This window comes from Paenibacillus sp. AGC31, from assembly GCF_057334655.1.
Genome location: NZ_JBHFJH010000031.1, coordinates 200,542 through 218,118, shown reverse-complemented (window position 1 = coordinate 218,118; position 17,577 = coordinate 200,542). Strand labels below are relative to the sequence as shown.

General features: G+C 45.3%; 15 protein-coding genes and 1 riboswitch. Of the genes, 9 read left to right on the top strand and 6 right to left on the bottom strand.

Translation table 11 applies throughout. From position 1 onward, the window contains the following. Positions 1–127 precede the first annotated feature (127 nt). Complete coding sequence (locus ACE04G_RS19465) at positions 128–778, bottom strand: nitroreductase family protein (RefSeq protein WP_221820590.1); 651 nt, start codon at positions 776–778, stop codon at positions 128–130. Between the two features lie 129 nt (positions 779–907). Between ACE04G_RS19465 and ACE04G_RS19460 the strand changes: the two genes are divergently transcribed. Then, positions 908–1,273, top strand: coding sequence for a MerR family transcriptional regulator (locus ACE04G_RS19460; RefSeq protein WP_221820591.1), 366 nt, complete (start codon positions 908–910; stop codon positions 1,271–1,273). 43 nt (positions 1,274–1,316) lie between these two features. Here the strand turns inward: ACE04G_RS19460 and ACE04G_RS19455 are convergent, their stop codons facing one another. Next, the gene (locus ACE04G_RS19455) at positions 1,317–1,991 is read right to left on the bottom strand and encodes a VOC family protein (RefSeq protein ID WP_221820593.1); all 675 of its coding nucleotides are present in this window, start codon (positions 1,989–1,991) and stop codon (positions 1,317–1,319) included. Between the two features lie 21 nt (positions 1,992–2,012). Continuing rightward, the gene (locus ACE04G_RS19450; protein WP_260632707.1) at positions 2,013–2,879 is read right to left on the bottom strand and encodes a LysR family transcriptional regulator; all 867 of its coding nucleotides are present in this window, start codon (positions 2,877–2,879) and stop codon (positions 2,013–2,015) included. A 184-nt stretch (positions 2,880–3,063) separates the two neighbouring features. Between ACE04G_RS19450 and ACE04G_RS19445 the strand changes: the two genes are divergently transcribed. Further along, entirely contained in the window at positions 3,064–4,245 is a 1,182-nt protein-coding gene (locus tag ACE04G_RS19445) for an MFS transporter (protein ID WP_449003999.1), read from the top strand. Between the two features lie 38 nt (positions 4,246–4,283). On the opposite strand, the gene ACE04G_RS19440 is transcribed toward ACE04G_RS19445, so the two are convergent. Next, entirely contained in the window at positions 4,284–5,252 is a 969-nt protein-coding gene (locus tag ACE04G_RS19440) for a helix-turn-helix transcriptional regulator (protein ID WP_449003998.1), read from the bottom strand. Positions 5,253–5,338: 86 nt separating this feature from the next. Here ACE04G_RS19440 and ACE04G_RS19435 point away from each other — a divergent pair, with 86 nt between their 5' ends. From ACE04G_RS19435 to mmuM, 7 genes are all read left to right on the top strand, one after another. Next, complete coding sequence (locus tag ACE04G_RS19435; RefSeq protein WP_221820600.1) at positions 5,339–5,782, top strand: VOC family protein; 444 nt, start codon at positions 5,339–5,341, stop codon at positions 5,780–5,782. Between the two features lie 602 nt (positions 5,783–6,384). Then, on the top strand, positions 6,385–7,305 hold the full coding sequence (locus ACE04G_RS19430) for a methyl-accepting chemotaxis protein (protein WP_339305744.1): 921 nt from the start codon (positions 6,385–6,387) through the stop codon (positions 7,303–7,305). 149 nt (positions 7,306–7,454) lie between these two features. After that, positions 7,455–9,167 (top strand): spore germination protein, encoded by a 1,713-nt coding sequence (locus tag ACE04G_RS19425; protein ID WP_221820608.1) that lies wholly within the window; start codon positions 7,455–7,457, stop codon positions 9,165–9,167. A gap of 34 nt (positions 9,168–9,201) precedes the next feature. Further along, positions 9,202–10,302 carry a GerAB/ArcD/ProY family transporter gene (locus ACE04G_RS19420; RefSeq protein ID WP_339179636.1) on the top strand — a complete coding sequence of 367 codons (1,101 nt, stop codon included), beginning with the start codon at positions 9,202–9,204 and terminating at the stop codon, positions 10,300–10,302. Then, positions 10,299–11,507, top strand: a complete 1,209-nt coding sequence (locus ACE04G_RS19415) for a Ger(x)C family spore germination protein (RefSeq protein WP_221820611.1) — start codon at positions 10,299–10,301, stop codon at positions 11,505–11,507. The genes ACE04G_RS19420 and ACE04G_RS19415 overlap by 4 nt, the downstream gene beginning before the upstream one ends. A gap of 70 nt (positions 11,508–11,577) precedes the next feature. Further along, positions 11,578–11,679, top strand: a riboswitch (SAM riboswitch). Positions 11,680–11,771: 92 nt separating this feature from the next. After that, positions 11,772–13,184: an S-methylmethionine permease gene (gene mmuP, locus ACE04G_RS19410; protein WP_339179634.1), complete on the top strand. Its 1,413-nt coding sequence runs from the start codon at positions 11,772–11,774 to the stop codon at positions 13,182–13,184. Next, positions 13,162–14,229 carry a homocysteine S-methyltransferase gene (mmuM, locus tag ACE04G_RS19405; RefSeq protein WP_221820616.1) on the top strand — a complete coding sequence of 356 codons (1,068 nt, stop codon included), beginning with the start codon at positions 13,162–13,164 and terminating at the stop codon, positions 14,227–14,229. Before mmuP ends, mmuM begins: the two co-directional genes overlap by 23 nt. Positions 14,230–14,312: 83 nt before the next feature. On the opposite strand, the gene ACE04G_RS19400 is transcribed toward mmuM, so the two are convergent. Both ACE04G_RS19400 and ACE04G_RS19395 read right to left on the bottom strand, forming a co-directional pair. Then, positions 14,313–16,715, bottom strand: a complete 2,403-nt coding sequence (locus tag ACE04G_RS19400) for an ABC transporter permease (RefSeq protein ID WP_449003997.1) — start codon at positions 16,713–16,715, stop codon at positions 14,313–14,315. 2 nt (positions 16,716–16,717) lie between these two features. Then, entirely contained in the window at positions 16,718–17,476 is a 759-nt protein-coding gene (locus ACE04G_RS19395) for an ABC transporter ATP-binding protein (RefSeq protein ID WP_221820619.1), read from the bottom strand. Positions 17,477–17,577 lie beyond the last annotated feature (101 nt).

Below are 17,577 nucleotides of genomic sequence, written 5' to 3'. Positions count from 1 at the left end.
GTACTCTGGTATTATGGAATGCACAGTAATTTTTATCTATTTTTCAGACTTAGTATTTACTTATAGTTGTTATATTCACTTAACTATTTAATACAAGAGATATTACTTCATTGAGAGTAGCTGTTGATTATGCCCAAGTTGTAATCGTTTCAACCGGGAGACGATAGGAAGGATAGCCTTCTTTGGCTGCTTTCCCTATGGAGATCAACATGACGGGCTGGAACCGTTCTTTATCCAGGCCGAACGCTTCGGCGATCTGACCTTTGTCATAACCGGCCATAGGGTTGGTATCATAACCATGAGCACGGGCAACGAGCATGAGTTGCATGGATATGAGGCCTGAGTCAATGAGGTTCATATCACGCAATTCGGATGCGTTTATGTTCGCATAATAAGGTTTTACCTGCTGCATCTGCATATCCATGATGTCTTGGGGCATGTACCCAAGTTCCACTGATTTGCTGAAAATCTCTTCCATGTATTCAACGTTGTTGGCATCGTAAAACACGGCAATGACAGCGGAAGACGTTAGTGCCTGTGTCTGGTTAAAAGAGGCCAGTGGTGCAAGCTTCTCTTTGCCTTCAGCACTGTCGATAACAAGAAAACGCCAAGGTTGCATGTTAATGGCCGAAGGGGCACGTGAAGCTTTCGCCAGTATTTCGGTCATCTCCTCGCGGCTGATCTTCACTTCAGGGTCGTAGGCTTTAACGGAATGGCGCTCCAAGACGATGGTATCAAAATCATTTGTTTTGTTAAATTGACCGGTAATTGTGTTCATATTGAAATCTCTCCTCATATCTATATTGGTGAGAGTAGGGTATAAATTATATCTCCATCTGTCTCACTATGAGGATTGTAAACTATGAAGTATACTTTATAGCAAGAAGAAGAAACGGGGGAAATCCATATGAAGATTAGTGAAGTAGCGAACCATGTAAACCTTCCGATATCCACGATTCGTTACTACGAGAAAATAGGTATTATCCCGGATGAACATATGCTGAGAGATCATAATAACTATCGAATATATGCGCAGAGCATTATTCAGCATCTGGAAGTGGTCAAACAATGTTTAGCTGTTGGTTTTACGATCCATGAGATCCAATCTATGATCTCTAAACATGGGTTTTCAAGTAATGATCAAGCAATCATTATCCAAGCGAAAATATCAGAAATTGAAGAAACACAAAATAAATTAGAGAATTCCAAACAAAATCTGTACGAAATTCTTAAATCGGATATCACGTGTGAGGATGGTTTTGGTAAGTATTAAGCCGGAAGTCCCTCTATAGGTTTTCATTCAGTACGTTCTTACATCATATCGATTCAATCGAGTACATATCGTCCTGTATACGCAGACTACCTGGCTGCCCAGTTTCAACTTTTACCTCCGTGGCAAATACACCAGGCATACGCCCGTCTGGGAACCAGGGCATTTGTTTATCAAAGACAATAAACAAGCCTTCTGCATCACCCGTGGGGGAGAATTGTTTTCCGTCTCCGGCAAATGGTTCAAGTTGATAATGCCTATTCAATGTGCTCATCGTCTCAGGAACGTCATCGACAGGCAGACCGATTTCACTAATACATAACAGATGCTTCGCTTCGAAAGCTTCATCAACTGCGTTATCGAGTGAATGGTGAGCGATAAATTCCATCAAGTTGCCGCTTGGATCATAGAAATAGAAGGCTGTTGCATCCCAGTAAGGGAAATAAAATTCATCCTGTCCATCTTTCGAAAGCAATGGAATGTTACGGTCTTGAGCCCACCTTTTTGCATCAGCAAGTTTATTTGTTGGAATCGTAAATGCTACATGATAGTAGGGCTTCTCTTGTTCCGGCGCCTTCTTGAAAGATAGGACCGAGTTCCCCGCACGGAATGAAACGCATGTTGTATTATCCTCCACAAGATCCAGTTCCAGCAGTGTACCGTAAAACTCTTTTATGGCCTCGACCTGATGTGTCAACAAACCAACTTCTCTTATTATCATTTCAATATCCTCCTTTTAATCTCACCTTTGATTGAAATACTCGATTGTTTTCTCAATAAATGCCTTGGCCGATTGCGTCAGGTAACGGTCGGACCGATGGATGATCTCAAAGTGCCGGTAGGGCGGATCGTCTGTAATTCGGATGCAACGTAGCGTGGGCTCATTCATGGCTTTGATCAGAGGATAAGGCAGCAGTGTTCCTCCGACGTTGGCTTTGACCAAGCTAATGATGGAGGTTGCAGAACTGGTCTCCATGATGGTATTTAGGGTGAATCCATATTTACGGCAATAGCCATCGACCAATTCTCTGCCCGTAAATCCTTCGGGAAACATCACCGTTTGGATATCACGCAGCTCCTGAATTTCAATTGTGCTTCGTTCAGCCCAATCATGATTCTCGGAAACGACGAGTACATATTCTTCACTGCACAAAGGAATGCGTACAAGCCGTCTATCAGGGGCAGACGTGATCTCGATGCCGATGTCGACTGCATTTTCCAACACTTGATTTACGACATAGATCGAAGAGATAACTTTCAATTGCACTTTGGGGAATCGGGCATGAAAATCTACGAGCAGCGGAGTGATACGGTAATCCAAATCGGATGGAAGAACACCAATCACCAATCGTCCCCGCTGATCATTCCGAAATTCAGCCAACGCATCTTGGGTATTCTGTAAATGCCGGATCATCTGTACACAGTGCTCCAGAAACAGAGTGCCTGCCTGGGTCATCACAATCTTTTTGCCGACACGGTCAAACAAAGGAACACCAAGTTCATCCTCCAATCCACGTATCTGTTGACTCAACGTAGGTTGAGATATGCCAAGTTTCTCCGCTGCCCGTGTAAAATGAAGCTCCTCACACACTGTAATAAAATTTTCCATCTGACGAATCTCCATGAATTCACCTCTAATCATTGGTTTTAGTAATCATTTTAATAGAAACAATAGTATTGTTCAATCATTATAATGATCCTATACTTAATTCGTGCACCACCCGAAGATCTTGTCATTAACAAATGGGATCTTTGGTGAAGGCAACGATACTACTACCATGAGGTGATCCATAATGAAACTTTTTTATATTGTATTGGCGCTTATTCTGGCTTCACTGAACTTAAGACCGCCGATTACTTCCATTTCTCCTCTGATGAGTACCATACAGAATGATCTGGGTTTGAGTGGCATGACCGCCAGTCTGTTAACTACACTACCGGTATTATGTATGGGCATATTCGCTCCATTCTCTGTAAGACTAAGTAGAAGGTGGGGGAATGAAGGAGCCATTGTGCTGGCTTTAATCCTTATCGGGATAGGTACGGGATTACGATTGTTCGTAGGTGCAACTCCGTTGATGATGTTCACTTCTTTTCTATCAGGTGTAGGGATTGCATTGGCAGGGCCGCTGTTGTCAAGCTTCATTAAGCAGTATTTCCCTAACCGAGTGGCAGCCATGGTCGGCATCTACTCTACAGCAATGGTGATGGGGGCCAGCATTAGTGTGGGATTATCGGTTCCGCTTCAGCAGATGTTGGGTGGATCTTGGAGAGGTTCTTTGGCTACATGGGCATTACTCGCAGCCATTGCATTGCCGATCTGGTTAAAATTAGCTTGGTCTGCGCGTACAAAGAGACAATCCGGACAAACTTCGGCTCTCATTCATGCACCACTTCCGGTGAAGAACAGGCGTGCATGGGTGCTGACACTGTTCTTTGGACTGATGGCCGCGATCTTCTATTCATTAACCGCGTGGCTTGCGCCAGCCATTCAAAGCCATGGATATAGCCAAGAGACTGCTGGCAACATCCAAACGTTATTTACATTGATATCACTGCCCTCAACGTTATTCATTCCCATGCTTGTACACCGATACCAAAGGCGTGTCTTCTGGCTTGTTGGTTGTGCGATGTTGGAGTTAATAGGTGTCCTGATGCTGAATCTCTCTGTCAGTCCGTGGCTCGCGGCGATCCCGCTCGGTATTGGTGCAGGTGGACTGTTCCCGATTGCACTCATGTTGCCGATTGATGAGACAAACAATGCTCAGGAAGCTAGCAGCTGGTCCGCTATGACTCAATCTGGTGGTTACATTCTTGGAGCACTTGGGCCGCTGGCGATTGGTTGGCTCCGAGATCTAACAGGCAGCTTCGTGCAAGCATTTTATGGTTTGGCTATCATCATCGTGTTGCAGATTATCGTTCAATTGGCTATTGGCAATAAAAAAAGTTTGAAAGTTAGCCAGGAGCAGAGCTAAAAGGCATGTAAAGTAAAATGGATATAGAGATATGATCTTTATACATGATCTAACAAGTCCAGATAGTACTGCCTTAATGCTTTCTGTAAGATGATGGGCTCCATAATCTTAATCGATTTACCATAGCCTGCAAGATATCTCACTATGAAATCAAGCTCGTGAGGTTCATACGAACCGACAAGATACATGTGTCCCATCTTCTCGATGATCTGCATAGATGGGAAATGTTCTTGCTGGAATAGCTCCATCCCGGCTTCGTCAATCAGGCATTTGAATGGAATTGTTTGTTCCGATGGTTTCAATAGGGATTGGGCATCCTGTGAATAGCGTTCCTTTACATGAGTTAAAGGTTCAATCTCCGTTGTTTCGGCTGAAATGATGCGGTCGCAGCGGAATACACGATAAGCTTGTTTATGCAGATCATAGGCCTGACAATACCAATAGCCTTTCCTGGCATAGAGCGCGATGGGTTGAATGGTGCGGATATTGGTGTTTGCAGAAGATAACCTTTGATCAGAGGATCTACGCTGACTAACGTACGTAATCTGAATCACTATATTCTGCACAGCAGCCATCAACAGAAACTCCAAATGTGCACTATCGCGGATCTGCTCGGTATGTTGGAAGTAAACCCGGTGTTGGATGTTCTCAATATCCTGTCGCTGCTTGTCGGATAACGCGCTCATAAATTTCTCATGAATGGTACGGAAAGAGACTTGAAAGGGTAAGCTGGAGAAGCTGCGGAGAGCCTGCATCGCAAAATAAAGGGCATGAAGCTCACCCGTATTAAACGAAATGGGAGGCAGTTGCATCTGTTGCAACAGTCGATATCCGCCGTAGCGTCCATATTCGACATAGATGGGCGCACCTAACTCTTCCAATGAAGCGATATCTCTTAACGCAGTTCGTTTGGAGATCTGGAACTCCTGCATGAGATCTTGCAGGGTGAACTGTTGTTTTTGATTAATGAAGCGCAGCATCTGGTTCATACGTTCTGATTTTTTCATATCAAACCTCTTAATGGTGCCATGGATTGGCACCTTTCGTTGTTATAGTGATAAGTGTAATCCAATAGGAACAAGGAGGCAATATAATGAATTTTGAAGTGATACCATTTTTGTCGATGAACGGGGATGCGGCGGCAGCCATTGCTTTTTATGAGGAGTTTCTGGGCGCCAAGGTGATATTCAAGAAAAGTTATAAAGAGATGAAGGAGATGAACCCGGGCTTCGAGTACCCTGCCGGTCAAGATGAGTATATTACACATTCGGTGCTGGAGATTGGGGTTAACAAAGTCATGATTGCAGAAGAAGCAATGGACACGGAGAGAGCATGGCAGCTGGGGAACAGCACGTCACTATGTATTCAATCCAAGGACAAAGATACAATCGATCAACTGTATCATTCTCTGATGCAACATGAGGGTGTGAAGGTACTGGTGCCGTATGAACAAAATGAATTCAGCCTAGGATACGGTATTGTACGGGACCCATTTGGCATTGCGATTCAGCTGTGTGTCACTGTGCACGATTTTTAAAATGAGTTCAGGCCCCCGATTAAGCACTCGGTATGTAAACCTGTAACTAACTTAAAAACATCAAAAAAAGAAGAGCCATGGATATCATGCGCTCTTCTTTTTTCGGTTTCTCTGTTTTTCTTGTATAAAGGGGCTAAACAGTTACTACAAAACAGAAATTATGTTACAAATACGTTACAAGTGCAGAAGTGTATCCTTTTTTGCCTTATGTTACGATACGTACAAGTAGATACCGAGATATTTTACGGATAATATAAGTTATAACGTCTCTTTTCTGGACGATGAATATGCTCCAAAAGTATGATGATGGAAGCCTTTTATCCAGGATATTGCAGAAGCATTGAAACGCAGAAACAACTATATATTTTGACTGAACAAGGTTGCAATAAAGTGCAGGGATACTACTACAGCAAGCCATTGCCAGCGGATGAGGTGGAGCAGATTTTCTTTAGAAAAAATAAACGACAACAGGTGATCCAAAATGCTGCAAATCGGGTATCAATAGTAGAGTCATCTAGAACCTGATGGATACATATGTTGTTATGATCGTTTTTTGCTAGTTAAAGGCTGTCTATTATGGAATGAACTGTGGGGGTTATCAAGTGTCTGTATTAGATATGGAAAAGAAAGATGTTGTCACCGATGCAATGGTCATCAAGGCGATGGAGAAAAGTCTTGCTATCATTCGATTCGATCTGGATCGCCGGGTAACCTACGTGAATGAAGTCTTTGCCCAGACGATGGGATATACGGTAGATGAGATGTACGGCATGAAGCATCAGCAACTATGCTTCGGTCAATTTGCAAATACCCCGGACTATGATGCTTTTTGGAATAGCATATTTAATGGTGTCAGCTTCCAGGACAAGGTTGAACGCAAGGATGCAGAGGGAAATTCCGTATGGCTTGAGGCGACATATATGCCGGTGTACGATGAGACAAATCAGAAGATATTGGGTGTCTCCAAAATCGCCACCAACATTACCAACCGTCAGAACAACATTTCGGTCGTAGTGAATGAGCTAAAAGCGATGTCTCATGAACTAAATGGGCAGGCAGATGTAGGCATTGAACGGAGCCAGGAATTAATGTCCAGTATCTCCTATATCTCAGAGGTGTCCGCTACTAACCGTGCAACGCTGACTCATTTGCAGGAACAGGCCGGATCGATTCAGGGCGTGGTACGAACGATACGCGAGATTTCGTCTCAGACGCAATTGCTCGCGTTGAATGCTGCCATTGAGGCTGCACATGCAGGAGAATTTGGACGAGGATTCGATATCGTGGCTAAAGAAGTTAAGAAACTATCCGCAATGGTGGAGAGTTCGATTAACGAGATTCGTGATAGCGTTACCGGAATAACAAAGGAGATAGGTAATATCACAGGCGGTACCAAAAAAGTAGAAGAATATGTCGAGCAGAGCCAGAAGCAGATTGAGATCGCTCTGAATGATTTTACAGCAATTGCTGCATCGGCTCACTTGTTGGATGCCAAAGCGGAGCATGTGACCAGAATCGTATAAGAATATATAGTAATAGCGGTTCCTTACACAGGAACCGTTTTTTTTGTCGTTCAGTACACAAAAAAACGGGAATTATTGTGATCAAACGGGGACACAATACTTGGGAATACCTGCAGCTTCATCATGCAGAGAAATGTTGGGGTGGGAACATGTGGTCAACAATTGTATCCTACGTGCCGGATTGGACCATATGGATTCAGGCATTCTTGGTCCTTATCATACCGATCGGCATTACAGTAACCATGCGGTGGATCAATGCCGCCATTAAGCGTGGAACCTTCTCTCGTTCCGAGAAACCCTCCATATCCTCGAAAGATATTTCTCCTGCTACCGCGGGTCAGGGTCAGGGAACCGAAACAGGCCAATATGCCAATATTAAATTAACCGGCAAGTACAATACGGATCTGACCAGTGTAAGAGAAAGCTTTGGTCAAAATGCTGATGTTCACATTCGGGAATTTACCATTAGAGGTACCAATACAAGGGCAGCTGTCATATATACCGAAGGCCTGGTAGATCAAGACTTAATCGATGATCACCTGATTACACCGTTAATGTTGGAAGGCGTTCCAGAGCTTAAGCGGGAGGGGTTCCTGCATCCGGATAATGCGCATTTACTGTCGGCCTACCTGCAAGAGCAATTACTACCTGTCAGTCTGGTTGAGGAGACCAAGTCCCTCCAAGAGGTCGCAGTTGGCGTGCTTTTTGGCAAAAATGCACTGTTGGTCGATGGATTGCCGGGGGCTCTGTTAATTGGAGCTCATAAGATCAAAACACGTGGTGTGAATGAACCGGTGTCAGAGGGGTTGCTCCGTGGCCCCCGAATTGGTTTTACTGAACAGTTAAGTGATAACACAGGTATTTTACGTCGGTATGGTAGTGATCAGAGCCTCTTTATTCAGAAGTATGAAGTAGGTTCACGGATCAAGAAAGATTTGGCTGTTGCCTATATTCAGGATATTGCTGATCCTAATCTCGTGGCGGAAGTCCAAAAGCGAATTGAAGAGATGGATATGGATTCCATGTTGGAATCTGGGTATGTTGAACAGCTCATCGAAGACAATACGCTCAGTCCGTTTCAACAAGTGTTGAATACAGAAAGACCAGACCGGGTGATGGGTGCTTTACTGGAAGGGCGAGTGGCTATTTTATTGGATGGGACGCCATTTGTCTTAATTGTGCCAGTGTCGTTTAGCATGTTGCTCCAATCTCCCGAGGATTATTATGAACGATGGATTCCTGGAACATTCCTGCGAATGCTGCGCTTTATGTCCGCCATGCTGGCCTTGCTCGCTCCTGCGCTCTATATCTCTTTTATCTCGTTCCATCCGGGACTTATCCCAACCAAGCTGGTATTGACGATCATTGAAACGCGGACGGGAGTGCCGTTTCCTTCAATCATCGAAGTACTGATCATGGAACTTTCGATCGAGATATTGAGGGAGGCTGGCATTCGTTTACCTAAGCCGATTGCACCCTCGCTAGGTATCGTTGGAGGTCTGATTATCGGCCAGGCAGCCGTACAGGCAGGAATTATAAGCCAATTCCTGGTCATCGTTGTTGCGGTTACCGCCATATCCTCCTTTACGATCCCTGTCTATAGTGCCGGCATCACACTGCGAATTCTGCGATTTGCTGCCATGTTTAGCGCAGCTGTACTCGGATTGTTTGGCGTGGTTATGTTCTTTCTCCTTATATGTACCCATCTTGCGAGACTCTCGAGCTTTGGCCTACCTTATGTTGCACCGGCCGTTCCTTATCACTTTGGGGAATGGAAGGATTTCTTTATCCGTGCTCCGCTAAATATGATGAGGAAGCGTCCCGAGATGTCTAATCCAATAGATAAAGACCGCAAAAAATAAATCAAGCAAATCACGAGGTATGAGGTGGGATGAAGTGAACGGTTCTGAAGGAAATATTAGCACAAGGCAGGCCGTCGTAGTTATTGTTAATTACATGCTTGGCGCTGGGATCCTGACCCTCCCCCGAACGACGAGTAAAGCTGTCGGAACACCGGATGTCTGGATCTCCATCATTCTGTCGGGACTGATTATCACGGGTGTCGGAATTATTCTGGTTACCCTGTGTCGCAGATTTCCGGAGAAAACAGTGTTCCAGTTCACCCGTGAGATTACGGGGAGCTGGATTGCTTACATATTGGGATTCGCCATGATTATGTACTTTATGGTGATTGCCGCATTCGAAATCAGGGTCATGGCTGAAGTGACAGGCATGTATTTGCTAGAGCGTACTCCGACATGGGCCATTGTGATGGTGTTTATGTGGATTGGCATATATTTGATCTCCGGCGGACTTGCTGTTATTGTGCGTGTATTTGAGATTATTTTGCCGATTACACTGATTATATTTGTGATTGAAATTTTGCTTAGTAATCAGTTATTTGAGATCGGCAATCTGAGACCCGTACTCGGAGAGGGTATCATGCCAGTCCTCAAAGGTTTGAAACCTTCGTTGCTGGCTTACACGGGGTACGAAGTCATGTTTGTCATGACTGCTTATATGAAAAATCCCAAAAAGAGCAATGTAGCCATGAGCTGGGGCATCATCATATCGACTATGATTTATCTGATTACTGTTGTGATGGTTGTAGGCAGTCTGTCACTCGACGGCATCAAAACACGTACTTGGCCCACGCTCGATCTGGTTAGAAGCTTCGAGATTCAAGGTTTGATCTTTGAACGGTTCGAATCCCTGCTACTGGTCATCTGGATTATGCAGATCTTCTCGAGTTTCACGATCACACACTATTGCGCTTCGGTGGGCATTCGGGATTTATTTCGTACGAAGAAGATCAAGGTCATTATGTACGCCTTTCTGCCAGTAATATATCTAACAGCATTAATGCCGAAAACCGTGGATGAAACTTTTGCACTGGGTGATATGTTGGGCAATCTATCCGTGCTTCTTTTTGCCATTTTACCTCTGTTGCTGCTGTTAATAAGTCTGATTCGCAAAAAGGGAGGCAAGCAAGCATGATTCGTATTTTTATGCTTTTACGTGTAGCCTTTGCTTTGTCCGTTCTTCTGGTAATATCCGGATGCTGGAGCAGTAGGGAGATCGAGGAACTAAGTGTCTATGTTGGTCTCGGGATCGATATCGCGAAAGAAACAGAATTTGAGAAGGACATCGCTGCCCAGGGAGGAAAGTATCCAAAGAATAATTATATAACGGCTACCGTGCAGATTGCTCCCGGGACGGGCGGTTCGAACAGTAAACAGGGCGGACAATCCGGTTCACCTGCTTCGGGAAAGACTTCCTATTCCAATGAACAGCTTACTGGAGATTCGTTGCTGCAAATCTTTCGTCAGTTTGCACTAAGGCGAGACCGTCCACTTATCGGACATCATCTAAAGGTCATCGTTGTCTCCAAGGATATTGCCAAAAAGTATGGTCTGGACCAGCTGCTGGATTTTGTACTTCGGGATAACGATATTCGTCCAAATTGTCTGGTGCTGATAAGTCATCATCGCGCCGTGGATGTCCTGACTTCGGATGATCCCTCTCGGATTCCAGCATTTTATCTAACAGGAATTACCGGTAATTCATACTTGTCCAACAAAATCCTTGACCCTGTTTTGCTCTCCAAATTAGATGCCCAAATGCAATCTGGTTCCAGTTTCTTGCTCCAGAATGTACTGTACTCCAATGGAGAGGGCAAGTTCTCAGGTGGCAGCATATTCGATGGGAAAACAACCAAGTTTATTGGAGAACTAAGTCAAACGGATCTGGAAGGTTTATCGTGGCTCAGGCCTAAGGAAAGAGGAGGCGTCTTGAAGACTTACAACAAAGAGGGATTCACTGTTGTATATGAAATGAAAAAGAAGAAAACAAAAGTAATTCCCAAGGTTGTTGGCAATGATATTTCATTCCATGTAAAGACCGAATCCGAAGGCTGGTTAATGGAGGATTGGCGTGCTCCCGAAAGAGAGGAAAAAGGGGCTTATCGCGGGGAACTGGAAAAAGAATTTGCTGAACTGGCGGAACAACAGATTCGTCAGGTGTTATACAAGCTGCAGCATACCTACAAAGTGGATGTTGCGGATTTTCGGGATAGCTTACGTATTAAAGAGCCCAAAACATGGAAGAAAGTCAAAGATGATTGGGATAACATTTTTAGTACCGTGCCAATTACGTACGATGTGAAGATTAGCATTACCAATCCGGGATCATCCACCGAATAGCGATGTGTTTCATTTATGATTTAAATGTTGACACATTCATGATAGATCGCTATATTTATAAAAAATCATTTTCTTATCCAGAGAGGTGGAGGGACTGGCCCTTAGAAACCTCAGCAACAGATCTGAAGGATACTGTGCTAATTCCAGCGGGTGAAAGCCTGATAGATAGGAGCGTTTGTTTTTATTTGTCAGTAACGGCGCACTCTTTAGGCAGAGTGGGTCTTTTTTGTTTTTTCTGGATGAAGAAGTAGGGGAGCAGCAGGTATGGAGAACAACAACGACAAAGGGCATTTTCAGCGGAAAATGCAGGCACGGCATGTGGTCATGCTCTCTCTCGGAGGAGTTATTGGAACGGGATTATTCCTCAGCTCAGGTTACACCATTCAGCAAGCGGGACCACTGGGTACCATTCTGTCCTATCTGATCGGAGCCATCGTTGTATATCTGGTGATGCTCTGTCTTGGTGAACTGTCTGTTCATATGCCAGAGACGGGAGCATTTCATAGTTATGCAGCCAAATATATCGGACCAGCAACAGGCTACACGGTGGCTTGGTTATACTGGTTAACCTGGACTGTTGCGCTTGGCTCCGAATTCACAGCCGCCGGATTGCTGATGCAGCGCTGGTTCCCATCGGTGAACGTATGGATATGGAGCGCGCTCTTTGCCCTGATGATCTTTCTGTTTAACGCTTTAACGGTGAAATTATTTGCGGAATCCGAGTTCTGGTTCTCATCTGTAAAAGTAGTGACTATCGTAATCTTCATTATTATCGGTGGCGCAGCCATGTTTGGGTTCATTCCGATGGCGGATGCTGAACCAGCGCCGTTTCTATCGAACATTACCGCATCCGGGTGGTTCCCTCATGGGGCTACAGCGATATTGATGACCATGCTTGCTGTAAACTTTGCCTTCTCAGGCACCGAATTAATCGGCATTGCTGCCGGTGAGACGGAGAACCCGGAAAAGACGATACCGAAGGCTATTCATACAACGCTGTGGCGTTTAGTTATTTTCTTCATCGGAACGATCATTATCTTGTCGGCCTTACTGCCCATGTCGGATGCCAGTGTACTGGAAAGTCCGTTTGTAGCGGTAATGGAACGGGTGGGTGTACCCTATGCAGCAGACATTATGAACTTTGTTATTCTGACGGCGATTCTCTCTGCTGCCAATTCGGGCTTGTATGCATCTTCACGGATGCTCTGGTCTTTGGCTGACAAAAGAACGATCTCTCCGTGGTTTGCCAAATTGACCAAAAGTGGGGTACCACTGAATGCACTTCTGATCAGCATGGTAGGTGGTGCGCTGGCCTTGCTGTCCAGCATCATTGCGCCAGGTACCGTATATATAACACTGGTTTCCATTTCAGGTCTGGCTGTTGTTGCAGTATGGATGAGCATCAGTGCCTCCCAATACATGTTCCGCAGACAATATATCCGTGAAGGCCATGCGGTCAAAGATCTGGTGTACCGCACACCACTCTATCCGGTGGTACCGATTGTTTCATTTATATTATGCCTGGCTTCATGCATAGGTATTGCCTTTGACCCGACACAGCGAATTGCGCTGTATTGTGGGGTTCCGTTTATCGCATTATGTTACGCTGCTTATTATCTGACAGAACGTGTGAATAAGAAAAGAGGACAAGTACATGACGCAAGCACAACAGACTAACCCGATAGAACAGATCCTGCGTGAACATCCAGTCATGATTCTGGATGGAGCGTTGGCAACGGAACTTGAACAGCATGGATGTAATCTGGATGATCCGCTCTGGTCGGCTCGTGTGTTGCTTGAGAATCCGGATGTTATCGTTCAGGTCCATGCGGATTATTTCCGCGCAGGAGCCGACTGTGCAATTACATCCAGTTATCAGGCGACGGTGGATGGCTTCAGCAAGAGAGGAATCGATGAACAGGCAGCACTGGAGCTGATCCGCAAGACGGTGGAGTTGGCTGCAAAAGCGAGAGATGCCGTATGGGTGGAAGTGCAGAGTGATTTAGTAGGGAGAGAAAGCTCAACAGGTCAGCTTGTAGAAGCTCCTCCGGTACGTGCCGAGACGGTGGAGAATGAGGAGCAAATAACAGATCGTACAGTAGATCATGAAGGAGATTGTGCTCGTCCACGTCCAATTATTGCCGGGTCCGTTGGGCCGTACGGCGCCTATCTGGCGGATGGTTCAGAGTATGTGGGACATTACGGCGTGTCGGATGTGACGTTGGCTGCTTTCCATCGACCACGTATGGCAGCGTTGCTTGAAGCAGGTGCAGATATTCTGGCTTTTGAGACGATTCCTTCCTTGCAGGAAGCACAGGTGCTGGTTGATGTACTGAAGGAGTTTCCTCATGCGTATGCCTGGTTATCTTTTTCTTTAAAAGACGGGACAAGCATCAGCGAGGGCACACCGCTTGAGGTATGTGCACAGAAGTTTGGCTCTGAGCCGCAGATTGCGGCGATTGGCCTGAACTGTGCTCCGATGGAAGTGGTGAGGGAAGCAGTGGGTATTTTGAGCCGTACCAGCGATAAACCTGTTATTGTGTATCCGAACTCAGGAGAAGTATACGATGCGGCAACGAAGACGTGGAGCGGACAGGGTACATGTGGCAGTATGAGTGATGCTTCTGAGCAGTGGGTTGCGGCGGGCGCGCAAATTATTGGTGGTTGTTGCCGCACTACCCCACATCAGATTGGTGAACTTGCGAAGAAGTGGCGGAAATAGTTCTTATCATAATAACAAGCCCTTCCACATCCTATAGAGGTATGGAAGGGCTTGTTTTATTGTGTTAAGGCATCCTTATTACATTATTCGATAACCAGCATACGTGGCGATGCTTCCCGAATGATTCTTGAAGAGAACCATGAGCCAAGACTGGCTGCAATGATGGTTAGACAGGTGAACAGTACCATGCCACCCCAATGCAGGATCAGTGGAAGTTGTACGATACCATAACCGGAAAGGACCATTTCGAGTAGAAGAGGTAGCAGATATACGCCGACGAAAATACCCAGTATGGCTCCCACGGAGGACAGTATGAACATTCCCATGGTGAGCGATAACCTGATTTGGCGGGATGTCATTCCCAGCGATTTGTATATCCCGTACGTTCTGCTTTCTTTACGAATATTGATTCTACAGGTACTGAAAATAATGATGAACGTCACAGTAATAAACAACAATCCAATGAGGCTCATCGGATAGATCAGGATGTTAGCAGCTTCCGCGTAAACGGAATCAAGCAATGTCTTCTGAGTAACTACCGAAGCGAAATCTTTAAATTGCTCATTTAATTCCGAGGCAACCTTATCCGCTTGTGCCATATCGTTCACATTGATGAAGATAACATCAAATTCACTATAACTGGGGTTCACACTTCTCATAGCATCAATGGTGATTCTGCCTGAAACAGACATGTTGGCGATTGCCTGATAGATTCCTGTAATGAGGAATGTACGCTTTTCTCCTTCAATATAGATATCGATAAGATCACCGAGATCTTTATTTGATGTGTTGGCTACACTTACACCAAGGGCAATTTCATTCGCATGTTGTGGGTTAACCCCTTTTAACGTTTCGAATCCAAGTTCTTGATAACTCCCGTCCAGTACATTCAAGTTGATGCTGATGGATTGGCCCTTGACTGTTGCCGAAGACTCCGGGCTAATTACGCCCGTTGTGTTCCCTTGCCAGCCTGCATTGCTAATCCTTGAATCCTCTTCTAACGTTTGTTTTAATTCAGTCTTTGGAACGTTACTTTTGTTCACGACCACTGCTGCGATATTGGCATTGTCATACCCCCATTTAGCTGCGGTCTGTTCAATTCCGGTTATACTGGTCAGCAGAACATAACCCAGAACAAGTACGGAAGAAGCCATGGTGGTTAGCAGGAGTGTTAGAACAGAGCTTTTGGTGTTTTTGAACACATGTCGGAATCCAAGCACGGCGGTCACAGGCAGTCGTGTGAAGCCGATCCAGTGGGCCAATGGCGAATTCATTTTGCCAGCCATCCGGCCGTGATCTATCTCCGACATACCATAACGAATAGCTTGCACGGGCTGTATGCTGCGTGCCTTTTTGGCATATAACACAGTGAACAGAATCACTAGAGCAAATAGTAGTGCGCCGGACAGTATGGCCGCATCCAATCCATGGACTGGAATGTTCTGATTCCCCACTCGAAGAGAGGATACAGAAATATTAATGATCCATTTGGATATCCATATACTGAGTGCAAGTCCTGGGATAATGGCTACGATGGATAACATTGCATATTGAATAACATAGGTGCCTATCGTTTTTCGGGAAGTCAGACCTAGTGATTTGAGGATTCCTATCGTTCTGTAATTGGCCAGGATGGCATCTGCAATCGTAAACCCGATGGTCATCAAAGCGATGGAGAGCATGACAACACCCATGAATATCATGATGAATCCAATAACCTGATTGATGATCAGATAGAAAGAGGCAATCGCCTCGAACTCCATTTTGGATTCCAGAAACGGAATACCTGTCTCACGATTGTATCGTTCCCAATACACCGAATTCATGCTGTAATCGTTAAAATGGATGCCCATCATACGATTCTCGTTGCCAGTAAGTGTAGCGAGATCATGTTGATAATCGGTAGGATTCATCCAGACCCGTGCTGTATTGGAGAAGGGTGCCCCGTATGGTACATCGATCACAATACCCGATACATTCAATTCGAGTGTGCTTGAGCCGGTTTTGAAGCCAATGGTATCACCTACCGAAATATGATAGGTATTTGCCATGGACGTTGGAATCCAGACGGAGCCTTGTTCGGGCACTGTGTCGGGCGTTCCACTTGAGAAAATTAGTTCATCCACACCCCAGGGCGGTGGAGGCGTATTAAACATGTACAGGTAGATGTTAGGGATGTGAGTTTCATTCAAAATGATGCCTGACAATGTACGATACGTTAGCAAAGGGGACACCTGAGCTCCATCCTGAGAAGCCCACCAGTTGTGCACAGCGTCAGGGTCATTGAGCCCTTTTTCAAACGTCAGGATCTGATGAGATCCATGGGTTCGGGTATGCATTTCATAAAACTGATTGCCTGTGTTCGCCAGAATGACAATAGCTGTAGATACAAGAAGTGTCGAGAGTAGCAGGAGCAGCGCAATCAGCGCATTTTGTATTTTGTTCCTGTTCAGATACGACAAGCTAAGTTTAAACATGACAGCCATCGTTATTCCTTCCCCGTAACCAAAGCGAAGATAATCGCTTCACGATCCTGAATTTGATGTTCGTCATAGGTGTCAAACTCAAGGATTCCGCCAATCTTGCCGTCCAAAATGTAGATCAGGCGATCTGCCCGACAGGCGGCCTTGATATCATGCGTCACCATAACAACAGACTGTCCTTTTCGGTTGAGGTCTGTAAGGATATTGAGAACAGCTGTGCCGTGTTCCATATTCAGGCTTCCGGTCGGTTCATCCGCAAAAATGATATCCGGTGAATTGATCAAAGCCCGTGCAATGGCAGCTCGCTGCTGTTGTCCTCCAGATGTCTGGGAGGGGAGGCGGTCACGCTGTCCATCAATATCCATGGCATTCATCAGCTCAGCAGCGCGGGATTGGATGTCCTTCGTTTTGTTTCCAGCGATATATCCCGGTAAAGCAATGTTCTCTTTGATGGAAAGGTCTGGGACCAGATTGATGCTCTGATAGATATAACCAATCCGGCGGGTGCGGAAGTCGGACATTTCCCGTTCACTATAAACGTCAATCCGTTGGTTGCGAAAATAGACCTCACCTGCTGTGATCTGATCTAGTCCGCTTAGCAGATATAGGAGAGTTGATTTGCCAGAGCCAGAGTTACCCATGATGACCGTGAATTCTCCTTCATAGATGTCGAGATCAACATTACGGATGGCATGATATTGTTCACTTCCGCTGTTGTACGTTTTGCACAGATTCTGTGCACGGATAATCACTTTTTTGGACAAGTCGAATCACTCCCGAGTGCAGTATAGGATTCATTCTAGAGGAGGGATGTTGAGGAAGCCTTATCAAATTATGAATAAAGTATTACAGCTGTTGAGTGTAG

Excerpts from the sequence above, each read along its gene's own strand:
- ACE04G_RS19465 (WP_221820590.1), bottom strand. The coding sequence starts at position 778 with ATGAACACAATTACCGGTCAATTTAACAAAACAAATGATTTTGATACC.
- ACE04G_RS19460 (WP_221820591.1), top strand. The coding sequence starts at position 908 with ATGAAGATTAGTGAAGTAGCGAACCATGTAAACCTTCCGATATCCACG.
- ACE04G_RS19455 (WP_221820593.1), bottom strand. The coding sequence starts at position 1,991 with ATGATAATAAGAGAAGTTGGTTTGTTGACACATCAGGTCGAGGCCATA.
- ACE04G_RS19450 (WP_260632707.1), bottom strand. The coding sequence starts at position 2,879 with ATGGAAAATTTTATTACAGTGTGTGAGGAGCTTCATTTTACACGGGCA.
- ACE04G_RS19445 (WP_449003999.1), top strand. The coding sequence starts at position 3,064 with ATGAAACTTTTTTATATTGTATTGGCGCTTATTCTGGCTTCACTGAAC.
- ACE04G_RS19440 (WP_449003998.1), bottom strand. The coding sequence starts at position 5,252 with ATGAAAAAATCAGAACGTATGAACCAGATGCTGCGCTTCATTAATCAA.
- ACE04G_RS19435 (WP_221820600.1), top strand. The coding sequence starts at position 5,339 with ATGAATTTTGAAGTGATACCATTTTTGTCGATGAACGGGGATGCGGCG.
- ACE04G_RS19425 (WP_221820608.1), top strand. The coding sequence starts at position 7,455 with ATGTGGTCAACAATTGTATCCTACGTGCCGGATTGGACCATATGGATT.
- ACE04G_RS19415 (WP_221820611.1), top strand. The coding sequence starts at position 10,299 with ATGATTCGTATTTTTATGCTTTTACGTGTAGCCTTTGCTTTGTCCGTT.
- mmuP (WP_339179634.1), top strand. The coding sequence starts at position 11,772 with ATGGAGAACAACAACGACAAAGGGCATTTTCAGCGGAAAATGCAGGCA.
- mmuM (WP_221820616.1), top strand. The coding sequence starts at position 13,162 with ATGACGCAAGCACAACAGACTAACCCGATAGAACAGATCCTGCGTGAA.
- ACE04G_RS19400 (WP_449003997.1), bottom strand. The coding sequence starts at position 16,715 with ATGGCTGTCATGTTTAAACTTAGCTTGTCGTATCTGAACAGGAACAAA.